The following is a 22406-nucleotide window of genomic DNA, read 5'->3' as shown; positions in this document are numbered from 1 at the left end:
TGCTTTACTGCGGTGACCCGATATGCTCGGATGAAACATTGGCACGCGCCAATCTTTTCAAGCAGCATGCAGCACGGCAGGAGGTGCACCGTGGCAAGGCAGGCTCCCCGGCTGCTCCGGAACTACAGGAGCATGATGCCGGGCAGATTCCACGACTTCAACCAGCGAGTTGCCAGCGCGCTGGTCGACACCGAGAGGATTCCGGAGTGGGTCTGGGCGATGAACACGACGCTACTTCCAAGATATCTCGCAGCGTCGGCAAAGTACGACGTTCTCTACCACGAAGCCCTGCTCCGCAGTACGCTGTCGATCGCAGAGCGCGACCTGCTCCAGGCCCAGGTAACGCTCCTTCTCGACGAGATCGCGGCCTACCTGGAGGCGGCAGCGGTGCGCAATCCGGAGATTCTCATTGCCTCAGGCTTCACACTGGCAAAAGAGCTCAAAGGGCGCACCAGCACCAAGGTCCCAGCTTCCGAGCCTGCCCACCACATAACCGAGAGCCTTGACCTTGGCGCCGGTATTTGAACCTGTCACCTTTTATCCAGGTCGACATACGCCCACCGCCAACAGAAGAGGGGTTACCAGATCAGGCAACCCCTCTACCTTTCTCTCAAATCCCGCCCACTAGACCGACTCCCCACCTCAGAGAATTGTTTTTCTTTGACCAATAGCCTATCACCCGCACCTGATAGCCTATCACCCGCACCTGATAGCCTATCACCCGCACCTTATAGCCTATCACCTGCAACTTATAGCCTATCACCTGCAGCCGATAGGCTATCACCTTGGACTTTTAGCCCATAATATGCGAGACATAGGCTATAAGTCGAAACCGATAGCCTATCACCGGCGGCCAATAGCCTATAAGGTGCAACTGATACCCTATATCCTGCGACTGATAGCCTTTCGTCTGCTCCTGAGAAGTTACTTCTGGCAGCTGAGGATTTGGCAGCTGGGCTGGAGAGTGGTCGGGGTGTTGAAGCGAGGGGTTCCGCTTGGGGAGGAGGGAACGGGATAACGGCAAGCGATGACTCAAGTTGTCTCGGCACATGAAAAAAGCCCCGAATCCGGGGCTTTCTCCGTAACCTCATCGCGTTGCACTGACTACTTTTTTGCGGGAGCAGACTCGTCGAAACGTGCGTTTTTCTCGAACACGGTCATGACATTCTGATCCTTGCCATGTTCAGGGTGGTATTTCCCGAAGGGAACCGTATTGAGCGAGATGACATTGAGCTGGTTCGCTACCGGCACGTAGTCCTGGGTAGCGGTCTTAACCGCCGTCGCGACGGCCTGAACAATCAATCCAGCGAGCCCGCCACCTGAATTCTGGCCACTGGTATCGACTTGCAGGACGTTCCGGTATTTCCAGAGCGTCTCGCCGGTCGCGGTCGATTTGAGCGCATAGGTGATGCCCACCGTCACATGACCGCCGATGACATAGTAGCTGGTATCCCACTGGTCGACAGTGACGTACATCACGGCGTCGGCGCCAAAATACTGCCTGAACTTGGCCGGAGGCACGTTGAGCAGCATCTCGGTGGAGCTGATCCCCTCCGACTTCAGGATGTCCGAGATCGCCATGGCGGGATACGTATAAAACCCGACCCTACCAAGAGCCGAAGTAAGCGTCGTGGTGAGGCAGTCGGAAGCGTCCGCCGCAGTGGTATTGTTGATAGGGGGAAGCACCAGCACCGTTACCGGCATGTTCTGGTACATGTTGGGGAAAGCTTCCATCTTGGTTATCTGCTTGGGTACGCACCCTGCCACAACACCTGCAAGAAGCACCAACACGATCAGTTTTCTCACGCTCTCCTCCGCTTATTTGCCAGCCTTGCTGTTGGCCTTGTTGATCATGTATTCGACAAACACCGACGATTCGGGATACAGCTCCCGTTCCTGTTTGAACTTGGCCACAGCCTCAGCATTTTTACCGTTGAGGGCAAGGAGGTAGCCGTAGTCGGCAAAGATGCCCGGTGGCACCCTGCCACTCGTGCTCTTGTCCTTGGAGTTTGCAATGATGTCGTCGAGCACTTCGAAGCGTTGTTTAAGCGTCTCCTCGTTGGGCTCGCGGACATAATCGAGCTGCGACCTGGTGTAGTTGCCGTAGTAGTACACCGGTTTTGTCGCGCATCCAGCAAGGCTGAGCGCCGCCAGGGCAAGGGCAAGGAATTTTCTCACGGTACATGTACCTCCGTCGTCACGTCGTTTACGATGTACACCGTCTTGTGCACCACGGTGACACCGTTTTTCTCGATTTTAATCCGGTGCATCCCCTCACCAATCTTCGACATGTTGTTGTCGCCGGTAATCGTGATGGGAGCGCGGTCATCCAGGTACAGCAGGGCTTTGTTGTAGTCGCCGGTGAACGAGATGATGCCGTAGCTGGTCCCGGTGACAATGTTGGTGTTTCGGCACGAGCAGAGCCCGGCAACCAGCAGCAGCGCCAGCAGAATCTTGGTGGTTTTCATGTGCCCTCCCCTCACTGCGCGATATACAGCTTGTCGAAATCCCGATCCGGCATGTGCGCCCCGCCCACCGGAACACAGATGCTCACCTCGTCGTCCACGGTAGACCCGAGAGTCGCGACCACCTTGATCTTTCCAAGGCTCACCCCCGGCAACTCGATCGGTAACCCCGTCTGGGGGTTCGTGATGACTTGCCCCTTCTGGAACATGGCGAACTCATCATCGGCCTTGATCCCCTGTGCTTTGCCGCCGGCAATGATGTACTGGCCGTTGGCGTAGGAGAGCACGTAGCTCCTCCAGGGCTTGTCGAGCAACTTGTCGATGATGTTTCCGATCATCTTGGTTATCGCCCCAGAGATCGCCTTATCGTCCAGTGTGGCATCGTACCCCGCTTTACTGCCCATACCCAGGGTGGATCCCACTTCGCTGGCCGCCTCACCGGAGCCTTCGGTACCGAAGACGACCTGGCCTGTTTTGGTATCGACCAGCCTGATATTGACCTTCGCGTAGGCAGTCTGCTTTTTGGTGCGGCTGAACATCCCGACCTCGCTGGTGTCCTTCCTGCCGAACTCGGACACCGATCCGATGATGAGGTAGTCTGCGGGGACATTTATGGCCGCGATCCTGCCGTGTTCCACTTCGTCCTGGATTCGGTTGAAGTCGGCACGCTCAAGCATGATGAACTTGTTGGTTTCGGTGAGTCGGGCAGCAAGAATGTCGGACGCCTGCTTGCCGATCCGGTCCCCGTAGTTGTCGGTGAGGAAGTTGTTGCCATACTTGGTTTCGTTGGAGAACCTGGCGATGGCGACCTTGCGTTTCAGGGTGCGGGACTCCAGCTGCTGTTTGAGTGCGGGGGCTACAGCCGGAGAGCCGGTCCTCAGGTCACCGCCCGGCTCGTTCACCACCGTAGCTGCAACGCATCCGCTCGTGAGGCAGCCGAGCACCAGCAAAGTTAAAACGTTTCTCTTCATAGACACCTCCTAACCAACCACGGGGCAAGAGTTTACGCCAGCTACACATAGAATATCCGCAATAATTTCATGAGGATAAACGAGAGCCTACATTTTCTTAAATAAGCCTCTTCGCATCAGATTCGCAACTTATTTAATGTTAAATACTATTATTAATGCACTAAGAAAACCAGAGCCAGGGGCACGCCCTACCGGCAAGAATAAGTGACAGGGGAGGTAACCGTTCAAAAAGAAAGGGATGGCCGTTTCAGGTCATGCCGTTTCTGGTTCTCCTTCAGCAAGCCCTGCCTCAACAGGAGTCGAGTTTGTTCGCGTTGAGGTAGAACCCAACCATCGCTGCCGATGCCTCGCGGTCCAGCGGGAGCCGCTCGGTTTTCAGGGCGTAGATGGTGAAGCGGTAACGGTGACAGGCTCCGCCGTAGCCGGGCTTGCCAAAATCGGTGCGGCTTTTCCGGCGACTTACCGGCAAAAGCACCACATCTCGCACACCCACGATCAGGTACCTGCTCGACACGCATGCTTCACCCTCCCTCAGAGAAGCGAACCAGCACCGGTCTTACGCCTGGGGCCGAGAGATCACCCTATGGTCGCTGCATTTTCCTCACCCAGCCCGCCCCTTTACTTGCGAACTCTTGGCCATGTAGCGTCAAAATCAATATCAAACTGTCTTGTCACGCCTATATATTAATGTGTCTGCATTGAGCATCTGACATCTACGGTCGCGGCATCTGAGAAATACAAGGGTACACTGAACGTTCCAGCATAGTATGTTTGATCTTTTGTTGTAAAATTTATCAAGAAACAGAGGGGGCGTAGATCAGGATCCAATGAGGTAAGACGCTATGACATCCAAGACTCATCAACCTGAGAGGAGGCGCACATGACAGACATTGATCGGTACCAGCAACTCGCAGTCACCTACGCCACGGAGTTTGGGACCAAAGTCATAGCGATAATCATTTTCTGGTTAGTTGGTCGTTGGCTGATCGGGCTTGTGGGGCGGATGCTGCAAAGTGTGTTTGAGCGGCAGAAACTGGACCCCACCCTGATGCGCTATGTCGGTAACTTTGTCGCGGTTACCTTGAACATCATCCTCGTTGTAGCCATCCTGGGATACTGCGGGATCCAGACCACCACGTTTGCAGCATTGGTAGCCGGTATCGGTATCGCGATAGGTGCTGCGTGGGGGGGACTGCTCTCTAACCTTGCAGCAGGGATTTTTCTCGTTGTTTTGCATCCCTTCAAGGTCGGTGATTTTGTCACAGTCGGTGGAGTGACCGGTACGGTTAAGGAGATCGGATTATTCGTCACCTCGGTCAACACCCCCGACAACGTCCTCACCTTGATAGGCAACTCCAAGATTTTCAGCGACAACATCCAGAACTACACCGCCAATCCGTTCCGCAGAGTCGAGCTGAAATGCCAGCTGGCCGGAAGTGCCGATCACGTCGCGGCGATGCAGCTGTTGAGGGACCAACTTGGGAAGGTTCCCAACGTGCTTGCCCAACCGGGGGTGGAGGTGGAGATTCTGGAGTTCAATCTGGTCGGTCCCGTATTGGTGGTCCGCCCCTTCTGCCACAACGATCATTACTGGCAGGTGTATTTCGACGGAAACCGCACCGTTCGCGAAAGTCTCGCGGCTGCCGGTTTCCCCGCACCTATGCCGGCACAGATGGTCTTGGTCAGTCAGCCCCAGGCGGCTTGAAGAGGAGCGGAAAGCAGGGACGAGGGACTACTCCCCGGCCCTCAGTCCCTGCCTTACTTACCGAACACCTTCCGTAACAACTCGGTTCCCCTAGCTGCAGGATCGGTGCGGATCTTCTTTTCTTCCTCTCCAAGCATTACGAACAGCCCGTCGACTGCCTTTGTCGTCACGTAGTTGTCCAGGTCTAGGGAACCCGCGGTGGCTCCGGCAAAGGGAATGGACTTGAGCTTGTCGGTCATCCGATTGTAATGACGGGTCACGCCGACATCCTGCATGCTGGAGGCTACCACAGGCTTGAATGCCGAGAAGATCTTCTCCCCGGTCTTTTCTTTGAAGTATTCGGTTGCAGCAGTGTTGCCACCTTGGAGGATTTTCCTGGCATCGTCGAACGTCATCTCACGAAGCGCGGAAACGAAGTATTCCGCGGCCTTGGGTGCCGCCTTTTCCGCAGCGCGGTTCATGCTCAGGACAAATTCGTCCACTTGGGGCTGGAAGCCGAATCTACCCAAGAGATTGGTAACACTGCTAATTTTTTCTGGTATCGGGATTTTGATCAGGTCGTTACCGAAGTAACCGTCTGTTTTTGCAACCGACTTGACGGCTCGCGAGGTCCCCGTAGCAAGAGCTTCCTTGAGCCCCTTGATGATGGTGGAATCATCCAGATTGCTGCTTTGAGTGTCGGAAAGTCCCAGTTTTTTGCCCAGATCACCCAGAAAGCCGGCCTGGGCTACGGTAAAGGAGAGCATAACAAGGATCTGCACTAGACTGACTACCAGAATGTGGCGACGCTTCATGGTACCTCCAAAGTTGCCCGTGCAATCAACAGTACCTGGGAAAGACTGAAACATGCTCCTAGACTTTCATTCTTTAAAGGCTGACCCCAGGCTTTTCCCTTTCCTGGCCGGCACCTTCTAGAGATCATTTCGTTTTATGTAGTCGGCGAATTCCCGGTCCATACCGTTGATGTGCTCGACAAAGTACCTGAAAAGGCTGGTCTCCACCTGGTGGGCCAAATCAATCGACGGTCTCTTCTTACGCAGCATCAGTTGCAGACCCTCGATCTCCCGCTTGAACTGCGCATGCTCCTTCTGCTGCTTGTACAAGCCGTAGTAATTACAGCTCTTCATCAGCCGTTCTTCCTCGAAAAAGTGCTTGTCGGCGTACGTGTGCAGGAAGTCCAGCACGTCCCGGACCTCGACATCGTCGGCCCCCTCCGTCAATTTATCCGACAACTTGTTGATCTGCTCCAGCACCTCCTGGTGCTGCCTGTCGATTCCCGGGTGGCCCAGACGCAGATTCTCATCTAAAACAAGAGACACAGTTCACTCCTCCTCTCTTTTAAGCCTGCCCCGGGCTCTGCACCAAGTTTCATTCTCCCTGTGCTCCGTGGCAATTTTGGTGGTCAGCTGAGCGCGGTGAGGTACTGGTCCTTGGTGAGCCAGAGTTCCTCGATGCGGTACATGTGCCAGTGATCGTGCATCAGGATGTGGCGGGTCAGGATGTAGAGCGTGTAGCTGTCGTACTCGGGGTGGCTGCCGGCCTTGGCGAAGACGGCCTGATCCAGCTGTTCAAGAAGCTCGAGCTGCCGGGTCCGGTAGGTGGCGAATTGCTCCAGCGCCACGGTCATATCTTGCCGGAACGGAGTGGAAGGCTCATCCGTGGGGAGAAAGGGCACAAACACAGGATGGTCTTCAGTCGCGAGCCGATGCAACCGTCCCAGGAGCATGGGCTGCACCTCGGCCAGATGGCTGACATGTTCCGCGATGGTCCAAGAGCCCTCCCCGCGGCGCAGATCAAGCCTCTCCGCCGGGATCCCCTGCACCAACGCAGTAAGGAGCTTCGGTGTCAGCCCGAGCCCCGTCAGCAACTCCTTGATATCATCCATAACCATTTCCTTTGCGGTAACCATCAGCGCTCGTGTAAATAGAAAGTTGCAAACGTGCAAGCCCGGCACCAGCGACTGCCCCAAACCAGAAGCGGACAGATTTCAGTTCGCCTGATTACTGTACTCCCGCCTTGTCATGACATTAATTTTTTTCACACTCCGATTCTGCACTAAATACTTGTACAAAACATATCTTTCAAAATCGTCTTCATGTGTGGATATGAAAACTTGCTTATCTCTAAATTCGTGCCGCAACAAATCTACAAGTGACACTATATTAATGTCGTCCATGGTCTGAACCGGATCATCTATAAAGATGGAGGACAAGCCTCTGCTGTAAACCTTATTCATGGCAAGAGTCAAGGCTATAATTATTCCAGAGAGTTGTCCTGAGCTTGTTGTATTAATGACGTCATGATCGCTTTTCCAGTCAGATACAAATCGAATATTTTTGAGTTCATCACCTGGTGATGGGTCTTTTACGAAAACGCCTCCAGTGCAGCCTTCACGAAGAGACTGAAGAATTTTCCCGCTATAAACATAAAAAGGTATCTCGATATCTTTTATAATATCCCTACGATGCAGGCCGATTTCCGATTTATATACTTCACCGATATTCTTGAGTTTATTTTCTAGTTTATTGATCATAGACATACGTTTTTCATAATCAGCCATTACATTTTTCTTTTGGTCCAAACTGGAAACATATTTGTAGTTTATGTATTTAATCTTATCTGTTATGTCTGTGGAAGATATTGCAAGCAACTTGTCATAACTGTTGAAGTAAGATCTAAAAGCGCTTTCAAAAGCAAATTCTTGGCTATGAGTTTGAAAATATTCTGAGAGTGGCGGCATATTTTCTTTAATTCTGGACTTAAATCTCTCAAGATTAAGTGCAACCATGTCGGGACTTGTCTCTTGGCTGAGAGAATTGCACACCAGATCATCAATATTGACTCTGTTATCATCCAACCACCCAATCAATCGCTTGACGACATCTGCGTGAGGACGGTGACTGACAATGGAATCAAACATACTTTTAGAAATATTAAATCTTTCATTAGATAAATAGTCTTTAATTTTTTTGCGAATGGGGGCAAGAAGGTAGTTGTCAAGATCATCTCGAGTTTTGTTATAGCTGGATTGTTCTTTTGTAAGAAAGGCAGAAAGAGACTCTTTTTTGGAAGAGATTTCTTCTAACACTTTGGAATGCGCACCCCAATCATATCCACAAAGAGGACATTCATTGTCGGCTACACCAGAACCTGGCGCAAAAACGTTGACAAGCTTAGCACGTATATCAAGCAATTGCTGACAAATAGACGCGGTTGAATTTATCTGTTTTTTCGCTTCTCTTACTTCGGAAACCCGAGTCTGGAAACTTTCAAAATCGAAATCTGGCAACAGTATCGATAGTGAATCGGATTGAATGGACTTTTTTTCTAACAAGGAATCTATTTCTAAATCCGCAAGAAGTTGTATAAGGCTGACTTTAAATTGATAGTTTTTTACAATTTCATCAAGACTATTCAACCACCGACAGATATATAAAGTTGAGAGGAGGGTGTCAGTTTGGGCCGCCACGTGAAGAAACTTCCTGTACCTTATGAATTCATGCCTGTGCTTAACAATAGCGTCGATGCGTTGCAACTCGAATATGATATTGTCTTTAGCCTTTTGGTTTTCGATCAGTACTTCTGCTTCATCCCAAGAAACATCCATGTTGGGGAATAACCTTATGTATGGTGCAGGCTCATGCAAACTTATATTAATTGAAAGCTCACGTTTTAATTCCGTCATTGAAGTTTCAAGATTCTTTTTTATGAGGCTAACTCTCTTTCTAGCAGTGTCTATCGTCTTTAGCGCATTTTCTTCCTCAACTGTGTCGAAAAGTCTGGAAATTTCCGAAAGACGCTCTTTCTCTGAACGCTTTAAAAAGTGAGTTGTGTCCTCTTGGCGCACATAGTAGAACAGATTGTAGTATCGAGATAGTTCATTCTGACCTATCAACTTTTCCAATTCAAACTGGGTCGACGATGACAACTTCCCGTCACCCCCATTGCTAACGTACAAGTGCCATAAATTTTGAAAATTACCAGCCTTTTTGTCTATCTTATTCCCTGCAGATTCTATGTATTGTTTTTTTAAGCTCCTAACTATTTTGATCTTTTGTTTGCTAGAAGACAAAACAACTTCGACTGTAACTGGTTTTCCCTGTTCTCGAGAAACTAAAACATCTTCGCATCCAGTTGAAGATTCGATGTTCTTGAATCTATCAATGTTACCAGTAAACGCCAACTCCAACGCATCGAATATGGTTGTTTTGCCAAACCCATTGGGTCCGGATAAGACGACCATCTCGTTACCTGAAAAACCAACGGAGTATTGAGAAAAAACTTTGAAGTTATTAACCGTTATCGAATCTATCGAAAAATTTGGCATATCATACCTCATCTATGAGTAGACACAGTTTGCTTATATCATCAAACCCTTCTACAGAATCCCAGTGTGTGTTTAAAGTTTCGTCTAGCAAGATCCCTAAATTCAACTTGGAGAGCCGATTTCTAACCTTTTCAGACAGGTTCTTAATTTTTTTGATTTTATTGCCATCAAGCGTTAGCATGGGGACCTTAATAAACACATCTAGTAACAACTTGTATTCATCAGGCTCAACTTTTGATTTCATATCATCAAATCTGTCAGGATTAAATAAATGGCTAGATAGATTGCTTTTGGTATAGTCACCCGCTAAAGCCTCGTTTAATTGAAATACTGAAGCTTTAGAGTACCGCAGAACATTTTTTTTGAATGTGAAAGCATCTTCTTCAATTCGTGCCCCCTCGGCTAATAGCGACACACTTGCATCCATGCATATAATCAAAACAGTATTCTTGTCAGCACAAGGGGTATATGTTTCAAATGTTTTTATCTTTTTCGCAAGCGCTCCGACGCCCTCACTTATTAGATATTTAATCTCTTCACTTTCGAGATATTCCTTATCTAATACCATATAATATTCGGATTCACCTTCGGTCGAGGCAAAAAAACCTCTGAAGTTATTTAATGTGAATTCAACTACCTTACATTTGTTCTGACTGAAAATTTTTAATAGAAGGTCTAGTGCTATCATTATTGAACCTCACCTTTTGCAATGTCTATTGGTAACACCTTAATTTTTTTAATTTTGTTGATCTTATCACCATCATAATCTATAAAAGTGCTGATTACTTGGGGATCCCATGATCTAAGTCCACCAGCAGTAGTTTCAAGATCTTCAATTATCACATCTTTTGATATAAATTTGTCGTAATTGTACAGTGGCATAATTGCCTTTAACGACGGATTTTGTAAAATATTCTTTGCGATTTCTGCAGAATTGTCATTTTCGTGCAAAGTTGTAGGCAAATACAAGAGGTTATTTTTACCCTTGTACTGGCCACCGTCGGTATAACGATTGAGCGGGAGTTCGTACAATGCTCTGAATAAAGAATTTCTTATACCCACCTCATCGCAGATTGCGCTGTAGTCATCAATAGTTACTTGATTCAAGTTCACAATTTTATCTGGGCTTCGTTCTGATAGAAAAACAAACAACTCACGTGGCGACATACTTTCAATGTCAATAGATATTTTATTTACGCCGCATTCTTCCTCACAATTATCTTTGCCGCATAGGACTTTGCTGTCGCAATACTTAGATGCCATGTGCAATGCAAATTGCTTCGTTTTTTGAAAGATATAATCTTGACTCGACTCTTCAAAATTTGTTTCTAGAACCTTTATTATTTCATGAAAGCCTATCTCTTTGCTTTGTTTTTTGGAGCCCTTGTTCTTATGACGGTACATGACATGGTTGTCAATAATGTCATTTAGTGCCATTAGGGCACAATCAATTTGACGTGAGGTGGCCGGGACTCCATTGCATGATGCATAATATTTTTCTATCTCAGCTTTAATGTATTGACTCGCCTGATCTAAGTCACAGGACTGGCCCTTCTGGTAATTGTACAATTTAACTTTTGAAGTTACTGCTGCAGCGTATCCTTTGTCATTGGAACCACCAACCAAACTGTCAAAGGTTTTAAATTCGTCTGTGTAGATTATATCTTTCCATACATGTAAATACCCAATTGCGTTTTTGTGTTTGTTTACCTTGAACAGTAAGTTTTGTAATGCAGTTTTATATTTGCTTGGTACTGATGTTTTATGAGCTTTTACTTGATGCAAAGACTGGTAACTGTCACCTTTCTTAATAGCAAAGTCTTCTTCCCATTCTATCTCAACTGAAAGGTATTTATGTTCTGTGAGATTTTTATTTTTGGCAAGGTCACCGATGATTTTAATAGATTCTAAAATTGCCAGTTTACCCTGATAAGTGTATCCGGACCAGCTGGGTGTTGCATCAAACTCATTCTTTGGCACTGGGTTCCTCGCAATTAAATTTTTATTGTGCAGATTTCAAAACTGGACACCGCAAAGGTTGTTGATTTTCACCACCGGATCATTTGCTGGCTTTTACCATCGTTTTCATAACGCCCCCATGGCACCCCTTACGACAGCTTATACTCAGTTATAAGCTTAGAAGTCCACATGTACGTCTTTGAAATTTTGAGTCGCCGAGGTTAAATGTTACGGCACATATTCAATTGCCTCCGGAATCTGTCGAAGAGTTGCGACTTGCTGCCTGAACGAATCTGAAATATTGGGCGGATGGTAATCACCACAATTATTTAGGCGGTGAATGGTTGAACTGTGGATTAGTGCCTTCTCTGGGATAATACGGTGCCTACCAAAACCGCACTGGGGAAACCTAGCTCTAAATCTGGAATTCCAGACCGGTTTAGGCATAAATTCCAGTAGCCACCATGGCCCCTTAAGCGATTCATGCTGTGGTCCATCCCAACTGCTCTGCGCTAGGTGTGAACTCTTTTGCCTTACCGCCTGCACCCGGTCTCCAAGCAGTACGAGGTCACTTTTGCGGGCTTCCTCCAATATCCACTCAAAAGGCTCGCGCCAGAGGCTCGACTCTACCTCAGGATAGCCACCTCCGACATCGGAATGGACTCCGGGGAACCAGTACTCTTTTAAATTCTGCTCGGATTCGGGCTCCATCTGGTTCTGACGAAAAAAACAGCGTCGTTCATCAATTGAAACAGCGTGGCGGATAATACCGATACTCGGATTGCGCGTTGTAAAGGGGAAGGCTGGGGGCGTCCAGAAAAGCCCTACAGAAGAGACAGTGTCCCAAACTCCCATAAAATGGACGGGGCAGCGTCGATCATTTCTTCCAGGCATGGGCCGCGCAAAGGTCCACCGGAAGCTATCGCACAGCGTTTTCCACTGTCTAAAATCCTTCCTTTTGAGAGCTTGGTAGTTTTTGGCGACATATGGGACGAGGTTGTCATTTCCTTTGGGCAAAAGCCCCATGGTGTGGAGCATCCCCGCCAGCACGCGGACAGTGTAGGCGCCGCGGCTAAACCCAAACAGAAAAATACGATCACCCGGTTCCCAAATATTCATCAGATAGGTATACGCTTGTTGAACCTTCCACATGAGCCCGTGGCCTACCGCCAGACCTACGAGCAATGATACCTTCTGCTGCACCTTACCCCACACACCAGGTTCGGGCATAGTGCCAACCCCGGGGTCGTAATAAAGACGTTGCTTGGTTGGATCCCTATCAAGAGATTGAACTATCCGGACCACACTGGTGTTGGTGGAGTCGAACTGATTACCCGTCCCATCACAGCAGATAATGATATTCCGTGCCATGTTCATTCTCCCTGCAGGACGCAGCCCTTGATGTAGCTCTTCCTGCTCGCTCAGCAAGCTGCGTTTGTTCACCAAATCCTCCCCGCCCCTCTTCCTGGTGATTGCAGGGGCGTACCCACAAAACTACGTTCAGCCTTTCTCTTCCACTGACTCTTTTAGAAGCCTCGAGATCTTCTCTATCACCACATGGTGATCGGTAACTAGCTCTTCAAGCAGTACTTCAAATGCAACGGCGTCGATACCGTGTCCAACGTCTTTAAATTTTTCTGTACCGATAGGAGCGGGATCGCATTTACTCCAAAGGTGATCAAAAGATCTTTTTGCAGCCTCCCTTGGTTTGAAAATGTAGACATCAACAATCGCCCGCCCCTTCTCCAACGTAATCGCTCCTGGTTGCCGGCCATTTGAAAGCTTGAGCTCTTTACGCTTTTCCTCTTTGAAATTCTCATCTATGTAAAGATTAAATTCGAACGCAAGATCCTCAGGTGAGGCCTTACTTCCCGCCTGCCTAAAATAGCAATGGTTCGAGGCGAACAGAGGCACGTAGTCCCATGCCCAGTACTTACTCGGCTGGGAGCCACTGCGACAAGGCCTCTGCGTTTCGATAGGTTCCCAGTAGGCAAACTCGCAATTGAATGCATCCGCGATTGCGTCGAACAGGGGCAATATCCTTCGATAAAAGGCCACTGCTATACGGTGCGAGTTTTGTATCTGCTCAACAAGTTCTTTTGACTTCACGCTGCAGGTCATAAAGGCTCCCATCCCATAAATAGATGTTTTACATCCATGGTTACCTTGTCCATCATCTCCATCTCGCTGAATGGTAGGAGTCTTTTACTGACGCCGAAAAGCTGGAGAGCCTCCAGCCAGTCCTGGTAGATAAACCTGTCACGCCCTGCTTCCTGTTCGCAGATTTTAGCGATGCAGTCTCTCAGCGGGAGCCATTCCTGGGTATGCACGCGCAACTTCCACTGCGAGAACTTCTCCTCCAGGCTTCGTGCATTCACCTTCCATTCGGGCACGTTCCTACCCAACGCCAGAAAATGGAGCTGCCATTGGTCATCGCCCGTAAACAGCCCATCTGCTGCCCATTCCTTGGTTGCTTGAGTAATCTCGTGTTTCCACTGGCCTATATGCTGGTCACCTCCAAAAGGAGGTTTCACCTCAACCAGAACACAGGCATTTTCACATATCATCAGCACATCAGGCTCAACATACCCCTGATCTTCTTTGCTGAATTTTGGCCAGAACTCAATGTGCTTGATCGCACCAGCACGAGTGGCCGCATCCTGATCCAGTAGAAGGGCCAAGACCTTTTGCTCGCCCGCTTGGGAGAGGTAGCGGAGCCTACCGAAGAACGTAGCAGTCAACAAGTCCTCGCGCTTGCGGAACAGATCGCGCCAACTCAAGCTCGACCCATTCTCGAGTTGGATACGGCCGGCCTTCCCCTTCACAACCGCCTTAAACATGACAGCTCCCAAAACCTTCACAGGTTGAAACTAACCATCAGGGCGTACCTGGGATCAGGCCTAAAAGACTGAAACATGCGACTGGACTTTCAGTCTTTCAGGCCTGCCTCCCAGGATTTCTTCCGCGTTACGGATAATCAACGCCACCTTGATAGAGCGCTCCATTGCAGCGCTTGATCCTTAAGTAGGTGAATCGGGTTCCTTGCCACACACCGTACTTTTCTATTGCCTGTATCCCGTAATCTGAGCAGGATGGCGTGTAGATGCAGGACCTGTTGTGCAAATGCCTTAATCTCGCTTGATATGTCCTGATCAAGAAAATCGCGAGTCTCCTCATTCTGAGCGTTCAAACGTGCAAACCAGCCACGCCCCCTTCCCACCGCCGCAACCTGCAACAGCAACTTCCCGGAAGTCACTTGAATGAAAGCGCCACCCATTTACCGCATGCGTGTTCAGGAACTCCTGAAACTGGCGACATCTTTCATCATCCCAACCCTTGTCTTGAGCGCCACAGCCTGCTACTTTTGGAACAAAGGCCTTAACCATGTAATTTACTGCCATATCTATCCCCTCCCTATTTTCCTACCCGTATTCACCGCACAAGCCTGCATCTTTCCCTCGACCGCCCCTCATTTAGGGGGGCGGCAGACCTTACACGCCACATACCCGATCTTTTGCGCATCGCTGGGACTACTGAACTTGATCAGGTTCTGGGGGCTGATTTTCTGTGCCCATTTGCAGGACGGGAAGTGGTACTTGTTCGATTGCCGTGATCCCCAGAACTCAGCCCCAAGGGCAACCGGAACCAGTACAAACAGAAGCAGGATTATCGAGATCAGCTTTCTCATGCATCCCTCCCAAGGTTGCACAGCCAGACAAAGCTAAGCAATTGGCACAGCTAGTTTTTGCTTCCCGCCATGTTTACGGTGACGCCACTGATCGTAACACTCACCTCTAACCCGAGTACGCCCCCATTTGGGTCAAGGGTGAAGGTATCTACCTCTGCAGAAACAATCGTTGAACCTGATTTGATTGCTGAGGAGAAGGACAACTTCGAAGCCCCATTTATGCCGGGAGCAAGTGACCACGTCGCGCTTTCGGTGGTTCCATCACTGCCTGAATACGTGCCGAGTTCACCGAAGTCTCCGACATTGGCGGTCGACGGGATGTTCGCGGCTGTGGTGGGGATATAGGTGATGCCGGTACTTGTGACGGACTTGTAAGGAAGCCCTGTCGATGCCAGGAAGTAGGCCGTTGTCGTTTCTGTGACGGGAGTTCCACTACCAAGCCGTGCCGTAGCCTGGATCCGCCGCTTGGTTACGCTCTGTCCCTCGAAGGTCGTCGGGCCATCGGCAATCACAGCTAAGGAACCGGACCAGGGACGCCCCAGCGAATCTGAGCCGACGAGAGCGGGAAACGAGTACTGCGTGCCGGTTGTAGCACCGATGTACACGGCTTTGAAGGCCGCGAGATTAACGGGTGTCCCGGTCGGGGTGAGAGTACCGCCCCCGCCCCCACCACCGCCACAGCCAAACAGTCCAAGCACCACAACAATGAGAAGCACCGCTGCGTACCACGCTTTTTTCGGCATAACTCCCCCCTGTATACCCGTTTAGTAACGCTCAGTTTATTGTGCTGTCTTCTCGTTATCCCCACGACAACCTGGTGCCAAACTTACGGTGTTGCGTTACCTTCAGGCCTTATCTGTCAAGAACTCAAAAGTGACTCTCCCCTGATCCCCTTTCTCCAAAGGAGGAAACGTGAGCGAATCTTTTGCCGATTAAAGGTCGTGCTCGTCTGAAATTTACAGATGACCTAGAACTTAGGCTCAACTCCAATTCCAGGTGCGGCTCCTACCAACTCGAACTTTCCGGTGTTATCCAGGTACGGCGAGTGCGACAGCTCGCCTTTGATGAAGAAGGTGGTGTCGAGGTCGGCGTAGTCGATACAGCCGAGGCCCGCGGCCATGTGGGCGGAGGCAGTTATCGAGAGGGCGCTTTCCATCATGGCACCCAACATGAGGGGGATGTTGTTCCGGGCGGCCAACCTGGCTATCTCGGCTCCCTCGAACAGGCCACTCTTCATGGTCTTGATGTTGATGGCGCTGACGGCTCCGGTGTCGATGGCGCGCTTGGCATCGCTCAAACTCCCCACGCTCTCGTCGGCGCAGACCAGGGTCTCGCTCCCCTCCAGGGCTTTGGTTATGGTGGAGAGCCCCTCCCAGTCGTACTTGGGGACGGGCTGCTCAAGGAGGACGGGGCGGGCGCCGTGCTGGTCGAGCTGGTCCAGGAAGGCGAGCATCCGGGCGGCGTTGAAGCCCATATTGGCGTCGAGGATGAGCTCGCTTTGGGGCGCTATCTCGCGCACGGCCAACACGCGCTCGAGGTCGATTGCCTCGTCTTTGCCGACTTTGATCTTGAAGGTGGTGAAACCCTGCGCGCTGTACTGAGCTGTGGCAGTACGCGCTTCTTCGACGCTGCCGATGACGATGGTGATGTCGGTGTTGAAGGTGAACTTGTTCCCTTTGTCGGTAGCGGGCGGGAAGTACTGGTAGAGGGGAATCCCCTGGATTCGGCAGGTGATGTCGAGGATGGCCATCTCGAGGGCGGCCAGGGCGGCGTGGTTTCCCTTGAGACTCGGGGCGAGTTCGCGACAGAGAGCTTCGGGGTCTTCAACGGTGCACCCTTTCAGGGCTGCCGCGATGCGCTCGAGGTTCGCCAGGGTGCCGGGGATGGTTTCCCCGGTGATGTGGGTGGCCACGGCGGCTTCGCCGTAACCACAGACGCCGTCAGTGGTGCGCAGGCAGAGGAAGACGTTCTCCAACTCGTCGTGCTGTCCGGTGGCTATCCTGAAGGGGGTAACAAGCGGGGAACTGATGATGGATACGATGGCATCGGCTACTACGAACTGCGACATGAAACCCTCCAATTACTAATAGGGATGAAAGGGATAAAACCCTAAAACCAACAGGGATGAACGGGATTAATGGGATAAAACCTTAAAGCTAACAGGGATGAACGGATTAATGGGATAACACCTAGCCGATGTTTTGGGGAGTGGGGACTTATCGTCCAAGATCCCTTCGCGTGCATTTCATGCTAGGCGTTAAGTTTCCAGGCTTCTGTCATAAAAAAAGCCGCCTACTCAGCTTTGCTGACTTAGGCGGCTATCTTTCAGTTCTACCATGCCCTCCATCCCCAGTACATGACTACAATTCACATGCACTCTGACTTACACCGTTTCAGAGATTGAGTCAACTACAATTAAATCTTGCTCAGTGTAAGTTTTGGTCTTACTCAGAAATTCTCAAAGTTTTGAGGGTCATGAAGATGCTAAGGACACTGTATGATTGGGTATCAGAAAAGACAACACTGGTACAGGCTGGCTCCAGCAACTGGTGTTCAGGGTATTTTGATGGTTCAAAAGCTATGATTTGACAATGAAAATGGACTAGAGATATCCGAAAGTGCTTCAGCCACTGACTAGCTACCAAACCGCCACTTCGCACCGATGGGCAAACTGGTACGAAGCTGACCCCCACCCCCCTCCTGTCCTCCCCCTTGAAGGGAGAGGGACTCACTAGAGGAAGATCAGAGCTAATAAGGAAATTTTTCGGCTGTCCACCCGGAGGTGGCTCAAATGCCGAATTGACCAACTTGACGAATCAACTGGTTAGATTATATTAACCCGAGCTGATCCGGGGACAAAACTGGCACCTTCCCTGAAGGAGGAAAACCATGGGAATGCCGGCCGCAAGAGTTGGTGACGCCCACACATGCCCTGCGAAGGAAATCACCCGTCCGCATGAGGGCGGGCCGATATTGGAGGGATCTCCCGACGTCTTTGTCGGAGGGATGCCGGCGGCGCGTGTTGGTGACAAGGTCAAGTGTATTGGACCTGTCGACGTGATCGTCGAAGGTGAGCCGTCCGTCTTCATCAACGGCCGGCCAACCGCACGACTGGGGGATAAGACCGCCCATGGTGGAGTCATCGTCGGTGGCTGCGCGAACGTCTTCATCGGGACGAGTTCGCTTGGGCGCTGCGCCGAACAAGCTGCTGCCGCAGGAAGCCCTTTCATCGTTGCCGAGAAATAAGAAATGCAGGGCGACCTTCCTCGGCACAACTCCCCAGAAATCTCCATGGTTCTCTACCGGTTCTTCAATCGTCTCACAACACCGCTCTATGCCGTCATCGACACGGCACGGGATCGTAGGATCTTTTCGTTACTCGAAGACGCCGACTGCGACGTCCAACCTCTCTACCCTCCGGGTTTTTCCCTGGCAATGGACCACCGAGGCCCACACCTGGTAGCGCTGCGCCCGAACTCGAGCTTTCTCGACCGACTCACAACAGCCGGCTGGGGGAACAGCTGGGGAATCTACCTTGCAGGACCGGACAACTTCGCCGCGGTTCGTCGCCATCTGCGGAGAATGCTCTTCGTACAACTCCAAGGGGGAGAGCGAGCGCTCTTCAGGTTCTATGACCCGCGGGTTTTACGGGATCTTTTGCCGAATTGCACCAAGGAGGAACTCCTCCAGTTCTTTGGGCCTCTGACGGCGGCGTATCTGGAATCGCATACTGGTCGGGAGGTAGTTTGCTTTTCGTTGGACAGAGCCGGCGGGACGGACGAGCAACCACCTACCGAATGCCTGAGTGAGTACCGGGTTAAACTCACGTAGCGAGCAGCGCTGTTTTCCACCCTTTGCGACTAAGGTTCGACGATGGGGACCGGAGGAGAAAGGCGATGTTTGTCATTGGAGAGAGGCAAATGGAGGCAATGGGAAAGGCGATGATGGAGCGTTTTGTCACTATAACGCTCGACTTCATCAAGATGAACTTCCCCGAGTGGAGCCGCAACCAGACCGACGATGTCCTCACCGTCTTTGTGAGGACCATGATCACCTTCTCCCAGGAACACGGGATCCGCCAAGAGATCGGCATTCAGAAGCTGATCGCGTACAAGATCTTGTTCCACTACGACATTCCGCTGTCGCCCCAGCTGGCTTCCATTTTGACGAAGGCCGACATGACAGAAGAGAGCAAGTTGGAGTACTTCCTGCGCCAGTTTGAGGACCTGTCGCCGCTGATCAAGCTGACCTTGGAAGATGTCCTGGACAAGTGGCCATGACGGGAACGGCATCGAAAGTGGAATATTCCGGCAATTCCAACGAGGCCGGATCGCCCTGTTACTACTGTCAGAAACAAATTGGCGCGGCAACAGCGCGAGTTAAGATACGAGTCGCACTCTTCTTCGACGGGACTCTTAATAACAGGACGAACACAGGGCTGGGGGAGAAAGGAATAAACCGGGGAGCAAGCTATGAAAATGCGCTTACCAACGTTGCGATACTTGAGCTGTATTACCGGAAAGATCCTGAGTATGACCATAGTCTATCTATTTATATTGAAGGCATTGGAACAGAAGATGACGAAGCTGATTCGTCAATAACGGCAGGAACCGGGCTGGGTTCAAGGGGGATACTGGGCAAAGTAGAAAAAGCGATTACTAGAGTCATGAAAGAAATCAATCAATTGTTAAAAAATGACAGAGATATCAATTGCCTGCACCTTGATTGTTTTGGTTTCAGCCGAGGCGCAGCTGCAGCCAGAAGCTTTATACACTCTGCGCTGCTCGGAAAGCAGAGCAACCTGAAGCTCAAACTAAAGTCCTGCGGCCATGTAGTACATGAAATCAAAGTAAAATTCATTGGATTGTTTGATACGGTGGCTTCTTATGGTTTTAATCCAAGCAATGATACACGTGAGCTTAATCTAGACGCAATAAAATATGCTGAGGACGTAGTCCAATTGGCGGCCGCAGAGGAGCACAGGAAACACTACCCACTTACCAATATTAGCAGTAGCCCTCACGGTAAAGAGTTATACCTGCCAGGAGCTCATTCAGACATTGGGGGCGGGTATGTCGACAATGAGGATGAGAATGAATACCTGATAATGTTTATTCTAAGGAAAAACGCCCTCAGCGTCTCTGATAAGGTTGCACTTATCAGAGAAAGAGATTGGCTGCTAGCGACGGGATGGTATTACAAGGATGAGATTCAGGAAGATGAACTTTGGAACTCCGTAAAAGCGACGCGAAAAGCAATCAGTAACAAATACCATCGCATCCCTTTGAAAATGATGGCAAAATTCGCAGCAAATAAAGGTCTTAACTTTAGTTCCAAACTAATAACAAAATATTTCATACCTACACCCCTCCTTGAAATTGATGCATTAATTAATAATTCTCCTCTGTCTTCACCTGAAGACTGGCTTAATTTAAATTCTGACACCATCAAAACAGTAAGGCATGACTATCTTCACTTCTCTGCACGTTTTGGCTGTATTTTGGGATGCAATGATCCTCAGTTTACACATGAGGATCTTGTGTTTGGGCACCGGAAACGGGAGGTATTCGATGGTTAGACATCTACGCATTTTGTTAATAACCTTATTTATTCTAGTTCCGTTTAATTCTGAGGCAAAAGGAATATTTTCCATTATGCATACAGAGAAATTTGATTGGTTACCAACAGAAAGTGCTCACAGGCGCTACCCTATGACGCTAATACGTGGAGACCTCACCCTTAAAGATGGCTCGTATCTATACGTACCCGCTAAGTTTCTGATCGATAATAGATGGGGAGAAATCGGTTCCACGCACGTTGTAGGGAAAACAATGAAATCCCTTCCCGCTAAGCTTTCTGCAACATGGTTCTCTTTTACGGAGAACAAATTTTTTGCTGGTGATTTTGTATTACCGTACGACACCATCCTGGAATTGTGCCAAACGATGATCAGTCCCAAGACGGGTAAAACCCCCAATTCCTACTACATCAGGTTCGGTTTTGGTCCGGAGGGCGCAGTCTCAGTTTGGGTTTCAGCAGAAGGCATCTCGGTAGAAGTTGGCAACTTTAGAGCCGCAGAAGTGGCTATGGACTGGAAGACTGTTCTAGATAATGAGGAAGTGTCCAGGGCTGATTTTATTGATCAAATTCTCCACGAGTCGCTTAAGCCGCAAGAACTGAGAGATCTTAACGAGCACGGGGTGCCTCCGGGGATATCTGATCATTTCAGCAAGCAGTACCGATGGAACCTCGAGGTTATCGGGCAGAAAAATCGAATGCTGTGGCTGAAGACGCTGAATGGTGAAGAGGAATACTTTGATTTTGTCAAAACCTCGAATGCACGGACTTCTCGTGGGCTGCCGCAAAGCCTGGAAGTGTATTGGGATGATAAAACCGGGCGGAAGTTCCAAGCTGTTGTTCGTTTCGACGAGGCTGAGGTCACCGCTGCTTATAAGAAGCTCTCGGGTGAAAAGACGGATTACCCTATGCAACTTAAGCTCGAGATCAGCGACAATCCGGAGGTCATCCATACTTCTCTCAACGACGGGAAGTACGTCATCCTGCTGGGTAAGACGGAGGTAAAGACGTACAGCAGGCGTTGAAAACCAAGCGGTCCCCTCTCCCGAAAGGGGTGAGGGGACTAGCGCCATGACATCAAGCTCACCCGCAAGTGCAAACCATTGTGCCAGCCCTACCCAGGTACTTTGAGCTCACCTCCAGGTTCCGGTCCTGCACTCGTGCCCACCGTCAAGAGCGCAGGGATTCCAGCACGTCCGACAAGGCCTTGAGGGTATAAGGCTTCGCCAGACTTGCGGTGAACCCGTAAGCTTTCCATTTGGCTAACACTGGCTCATCCGAGTAGCCACTGGAAACAATCAACTTAGCCGCGGGATCGATCCTGAGAATTTCCTTGGCCGATTCCGCCCCTCCCATTCCATCAACTACCAGCAGGTCCAAAATTGCTGCATAAAAGGGCCAGCCTGCCTCCATGGCTCTTTTGTAGCGCTCGATGGCGTCCTCGCCAGTGGCGCAGGTGATAACGCTGTAGCCCAGATGTTGCAGCATGTTTTTGACCAAGTCCCGAATGAATTCGTCGTCATCCAGGACAAGGACAAGGTCGGAATGCACATCGTCGCTTTTCCCCGCAATCACCGATACCCCTCTCATTCACGTTCCTCCTTGATGAAATGTGTCCCCTCAGGGAACAGCTGCCTTGCAGCGTCCCCTATAATGAGCAGGCAAAGTGCCAGAGCGAGCTTATGAGCCAATTCAGCCACTTACGGAGCTGGGA

27 protein-coding genes are annotated in these 22406 nt (G+C 50.1%); 7 read left to right on the top strand and 20 right to left on the bottom strand.

The annotated features are described in order from the left end of the window. Positions 1-90: 90 nt before the first annotated feature. Positions 91-525: a hypothetical protein gene (locus tag H7688_RS18195; RefSeq protein ID WP_246329876.1), complete on the top strand. Its 435-nt coding sequence runs from the start codon at positions 91-93 to the stop codon at positions 523-525. A 579-nt stretch (positions 526-1104) separates the two neighbouring features. On the opposite strand, the gene H7688_RS18190 is transcribed toward H7688_RS18195, so the two are convergent. The 5 genes from H7688_RS18190 to H7688_RS18170 form a co-directional block, all read right to left on the bottom strand. Further along, positions 1105-1806 (bottom strand): GNA1162 family protein, encoded by a 702-nt coding sequence (locus tag H7688_RS18190; RefSeq protein ID WP_198424510.1) that lies wholly within the window; start codon positions 1804-1806, stop codon positions 1105-1107. 12 nt (positions 1807-1818) lie between these two features. Next, positions 1819-2178: a DUF4810 domain-containing protein gene (locus tag H7688_RS18185; protein WP_183362636.1), complete on the bottom strand. Its 360-nt coding sequence runs from the start codon at positions 2176-2178 to the stop codon at positions 1819-1821. Beyond that, entirely contained in the window at positions 2175-2468 is a 294-nt protein-coding gene (locus H7688_RS18180) for a hypothetical protein (protein ID WP_183362635.1), read from the bottom strand. Before H7688_RS18180 ends, H7688_RS18185 begins: the two co-directional genes overlap by 4 nt. Before the next feature lie 11 nt (positions 2469-2479). Continuing rightward, positions 2480-3436, bottom strand: coding sequence for a CsgG/HfaB family protein (locus H7688_RS18175; RefSeq protein ID WP_183362634.1), 957 nt, complete (start codon positions 3434-3436; stop codon positions 2480-2482). 289 nt (positions 3437-3725) lie between these two features. After that, positions 3726-3950: a YbhB/YbcL family Raf kinase inhibitor-like protein gene (locus H7688_RS18170; RefSeq protein ID WP_183362633.1), complete on the bottom strand. Its 225-nt coding sequence runs from the start codon at positions 3948-3950 to the stop codon at positions 3726-3728. A gap of 366 nt (positions 3951-4316) precedes the next feature. Between H7688_RS18170 and H7688_RS18165 the strand changes: the two genes are divergently transcribed. Further along, complete coding sequence (locus H7688_RS18165) at positions 4317-5141, top strand: mechanosensitive ion channel family protein (RefSeq protein WP_183362632.1); 825 nt, start codon at positions 4317-4319, stop codon at positions 5139-5141. A gap of 53 nt (positions 5142-5194) precedes the next feature. Here the strand turns inward: H7688_RS18165 and H7688_RS18160 are convergent, their stop codons facing one another. From H7688_RS18160 to H7688_RS18095, 14 genes are all read right to left on the bottom strand, one after another. Next, positions 5195-5935, bottom strand: a complete 741-nt coding sequence (locus H7688_RS18160) for a DUF4197 domain-containing protein (protein ID WP_183362631.1) — start codon at positions 5933-5935, stop codon at positions 5195-5197. 117 nt (positions 5936-6052) lie between these two features. Continuing rightward, positions 6053-6460, bottom strand: a complete 408-nt coding sequence (locus tag H7688_RS18155; RefSeq protein WP_183362630.1) for a bacteriohemerythrin — start codon at positions 6458-6460, stop codon at positions 6053-6055. Between the two features lie 83 nt (positions 6461-6543). Then, positions 6544-7032 carry a DinB family protein gene (locus H7688_RS18150; RefSeq protein ID WP_246329875.1) on the bottom strand — a complete coding sequence of 163 codons (489 nt, stop codon included), beginning with the start codon at positions 7030-7032 and terminating at the stop codon, positions 6544-6546. Positions 7033-7128: 96 nt separating this feature from the next. Then, complete coding sequence (locus H7688_RS18145) at positions 7129-9468, bottom strand: AAA family ATPase (RefSeq protein ID WP_183362629.1); 2340 nt, start codon at positions 9466-9468, stop codon at positions 7129-7131. 1 nt (position 9469) lies between these two features. Continuing rightward, positions 9470-10156: an ABC-three component system middle component 1 gene (locus tag H7688_RS18140; protein WP_183362628.1), complete on the bottom strand. Its 687-nt coding sequence runs from the start codon at positions 10154-10156 to the stop codon at positions 9470-9472. Continuing rightward, a complete protein-coding gene (locus H7688_RS18135; RefSeq protein ID WP_183362627.1) occupies positions 10156-11448 on the bottom strand; it encodes an ABC-three component system protein in 1293 nt (430 codons plus the stop codon). The genes H7688_RS18140 and H7688_RS18135 overlap by 1 nt, the downstream gene beginning before the upstream one ends. 207 nt (positions 11449-11655) lie before the next feature. Then, a complete protein-coding gene (locus H7688_RS18130) occupies positions 11656-12870 on the bottom strand; it encodes a T6SS phospholipase effector Tle1-like catalytic domain-containing protein (RefSeq protein ID WP_183362626.1) in 1215 nt (404 codons plus the stop codon). 57 nt (positions 12871-12927) lie between these two features. Beyond that, positions 12928-13548 (bottom strand): PM0109 family protein, encoded by a 621-nt coding sequence (locus tag H7688_RS18125; RefSeq protein WP_183362625.1) that lies wholly within the window; start codon positions 13546-13548, stop codon positions 12928-12930. After that, the gene (locus H7688_RS18120) at positions 13545-14267 is read right to left on the bottom strand and encodes a hypothetical protein (RefSeq protein WP_183362624.1); all 723 of its coding nucleotides are present in this window, start codon (positions 14265-14267) and stop codon (positions 13545-13547) included. The genes H7688_RS18125 and H7688_RS18120 overlap by 4 nt, the downstream gene beginning before the upstream one ends. A gap of 127 nt (positions 14268-14394) precedes the next feature. Then, positions 14395-14604 (bottom strand): membrane protein insertion efficiency factor YidD, encoded by a 210-nt coding sequence (yidD, locus tag H7688_RS22945; protein ID WP_183362623.1) that lies wholly within the window; start codon positions 14602-14604, stop codon positions 14395-14397. Next, on the bottom strand, positions 14601-14828 hold the full coding sequence (locus H7688_RS18110; protein WP_183362622.1) for a hypothetical protein: 228 nt from the start codon (positions 14826-14828) through the stop codon (positions 14601-14603). The genes yidD and H7688_RS18110 overlap by 4 nt, the downstream gene beginning before the upstream one ends. 68 nt (positions 14829-14896) lie before the next feature. Beyond that, a complete protein-coding gene (locus tag H7688_RS18105) occupies positions 14897-15115 on the bottom strand; it encodes an Ada metal-binding domain-containing protein (RefSeq protein WP_183362621.1) in 219 nt (72 codons plus the stop codon). Positions 15116-15165: 50 nt separating this feature from the next. Then, positions 15166-15858, bottom strand: coding sequence for a hypothetical protein (locus H7688_RS18100; protein WP_183362620.1), 693 nt, complete (start codon positions 15856-15858; stop codon positions 15166-15168). A gap of 224 nt (positions 15859-16082) precedes the next feature. Beyond that, positions 16083-17183, bottom strand: coding sequence for a dipeptide epimerase (locus tag H7688_RS18095; RefSeq protein ID WP_183362619.1), 1101 nt, complete (start codon positions 17181-17183; stop codon positions 16083-16085). A gap of 821 nt (positions 17184-18004) precedes the next feature. Between H7688_RS18095 and H7688_RS18090 the strand changes: the two genes are divergently transcribed. The 5 genes from H7688_RS18090 to H7688_RS18070 all read left to right on the top strand — a co-directional run bounded on the left by H7688_RS18090 (position 18005) and on the right by H7688_RS18070 (position 21717). Next, positions 18005-18361, top strand: coding sequence for a PAAR domain-containing protein (locus H7688_RS18090; protein ID WP_183362618.1), 357 nt, complete (start codon positions 18005-18007; stop codon positions 18359-18361). A gap of 3 nt (positions 18362-18364) precedes the next feature. Beyond that, positions 18365-18946: a DUF4123 domain-containing protein gene (locus H7688_RS22940; protein ID WP_183362617.1), complete on the top strand. Its 582-nt coding sequence runs from the start codon at positions 18365-18367 to the stop codon at positions 18944-18946. Between the two features lie 89 nt (positions 18947-19035). Further along, the gene (locus H7688_RS18080) at positions 19036-19395 is read left to right on the top strand and encodes a hypothetical protein (RefSeq protein WP_183362616.1); all 360 of its coding nucleotides are present in this window, start codon (positions 19036-19038) and stop codon (positions 19393-19395) included. Beyond that, complete coding sequence (locus H7688_RS18075; protein WP_183362615.1) at positions 19392-20693, top strand: T6SS phospholipase effector Tle1-like catalytic domain-containing protein; 1302 nt, start codon at positions 19392-19394, stop codon at positions 20691-20693. Before H7688_RS18080 ends, H7688_RS18075 begins: the two co-directional genes overlap by 4 nt. Next, complete coding sequence (locus tag H7688_RS18070) at positions 20578-21717, top strand: DUF2931 family protein (protein WP_308470312.1); 1140 nt, start codon at positions 20578-20580, stop codon at positions 21715-21717. The genes H7688_RS18075 and H7688_RS18070 overlap by 116 nt, the downstream gene beginning before the upstream one ends. Before the next feature lie 145 nt (positions 21718-21862). Here the strand turns inward: H7688_RS18070 and H7688_RS18065 are convergent, their stop codons facing one another. Continuing rightward, the gene (locus H7688_RS18065; RefSeq protein ID WP_183362613.1) at positions 21863-22282 is read right to left on the bottom strand and encodes a response regulator; all 420 of its coding nucleotides are present in this window, start codon (positions 22280-22282) and stop codon (positions 21863-21865) included. Positions 22283-22406 lie beyond the last annotated feature (124 nt).

The sequence above is a fragment of the Geomonas limicola genome, assembly GCF_014193675.1.
Taxonomy (GTDB): Bacteria; Desulfobacterota; Desulfuromonadia; order Geobacterales; family Geobacteraceae; genus Geomonas; species Geomonas limicola.
This window is presented reverse-complemented; position numbering and strand designations above follow the sequence as displayed.

What these genes read in the sequence shown, in the direction of transcription:
- H7688_RS18110 (WP_183362622.1), bottom strand. Translation starts at nt 14,828, where the DNA reads ATGGCAGTAAATTACATGGTTAAGGCCTTTGTTCCAAAAGTAGCAGGC.
- H7688_RS18125 (WP_183362625.1), bottom strand. Translation starts at nt 13,548, where the DNA reads ATGACCTGCAGCGTGAAGTCAAAAGAACTTGTTGAGCAGATACAAAAC.
- H7688_RS18105 (WP_183362621.1), bottom strand. Translation starts at nt 15,115, where the DNA reads ATGAGAAAGCTGATCTCGATAATCCTGCTTCTGTTTGTACTGGTTCCG.
- H7688_RS18090 (WP_183362618.1), top strand. Translation starts at nt 18,005, where the DNA reads ATGGGAATGCCGGCCGCAAGAGTTGGTGACGCCCACACATGCCCTGCG.
- H7688_RS22940 (WP_183362617.1), top strand. Translation starts at nt 18,365, where the DNA reads ATGCAGGGCGACCTTCCTCGGCACAACTCCCCAGAAATCTCCATGGTT.
- H7688_RS18070 (WP_308470312.1), top strand. Translation starts at nt 20,578, where the DNA reads ATGACTATCTTCACTTCTCTGCACGTTTTGGCTGTATTTTGGGATGCA.
- H7688_RS18165 (WP_183362632.1), top strand. Translation starts at nt 4,317, where the DNA reads ATGACAGACATTGATCGGTACCAGCAACTCGCAGTCACCTACGCCACG.
- H7688_RS18140 (WP_183362628.1), bottom strand. Translation starts at nt 10,156, where the DNA reads ATGATAGCACTAGACCTTCTATTAAAAATTTTCAGTCAGAACAAATGT.
- yidD (WP_183362623.1), bottom strand. Translation starts at nt 14,604, where the DNA reads ATGAGGAGACTCGCGATTTTCTTGATCAGGACATATCAAGCGAGATTA.
- H7688_RS18100 (WP_183362620.1), bottom strand. Translation starts at nt 15,858, where the DNA reads ATGCCGAAAAAAGCGTGGTACGCAGCGGTGCTTCTCATTGTTGTGGTG.
- H7688_RS18080 (WP_183362616.1), top strand. Translation starts at nt 19,036, where the DNA reads ATGGAGGCAATGGGAAAGGCGATGATGGAGCGTTTTGTCACTATAACG.
- H7688_RS18160 (WP_183362631.1), bottom strand. Translation starts at nt 5,935, where the DNA reads ATGAAGCGTCGCCACATTCTGGTAGTCAGTCTAGTGCAGATCCTTGTT.
- H7688_RS18120 (WP_183362624.1), bottom strand. Translation starts at nt 14,267, where the DNA reads ATGTTTAAGGCGGTTGTGAAGGGGAAGGCCGGCCGTATCCAACTCGAG.
- H7688_RS18095 (WP_183362619.1), bottom strand. Translation starts at nt 17,183, where the DNA reads ATGTCGCAGTTCGTAGTAGCCGATGCCATCGTATCCATCATCAGTTCC.
- H7688_RS18065 (WP_183362613.1), bottom strand. Translation starts at nt 22,282, where the DNA reads ATGAGAGGGGTATCGGTGATTGCGGGGAAAAGCGACGATGTGCATTCC.
- H7688_RS18180 (WP_183362635.1), bottom strand. Translation starts at nt 2,468, where the DNA reads ATGAAAACCACCAAGATTCTGCTGGCGCTGCTGCTGGTTGCCGGGCTC.
- H7688_RS18150 (WP_246329875.1), bottom strand. Translation starts at nt 7,032, where the DNA reads ATGGTTATGGATGATATCAAGGAGTTGCTGACGGGGCTCGGGCTGACA.
- H7688_RS18175 (WP_183362634.1), bottom strand. Translation starts at nt 3,436, where the DNA reads ATGAAGAGAAACGTTTTAACTTTGCTGGTGCTCGGCTGCCTCACGAGC.
- H7688_RS18145 (WP_183362629.1), bottom strand. Translation starts at nt 9,468, where the DNA reads ATGCCAAATTTTTCGATAGATTCGATAACGGTTAATAACTTCAAAGTT.
- H7688_RS18075 (WP_183362615.1), top strand. Translation starts at nt 19,392, where the DNA reads ATGACGGGAACGGCATCGAAAGTGGAATATTCCGGCAATTCCAACGAG.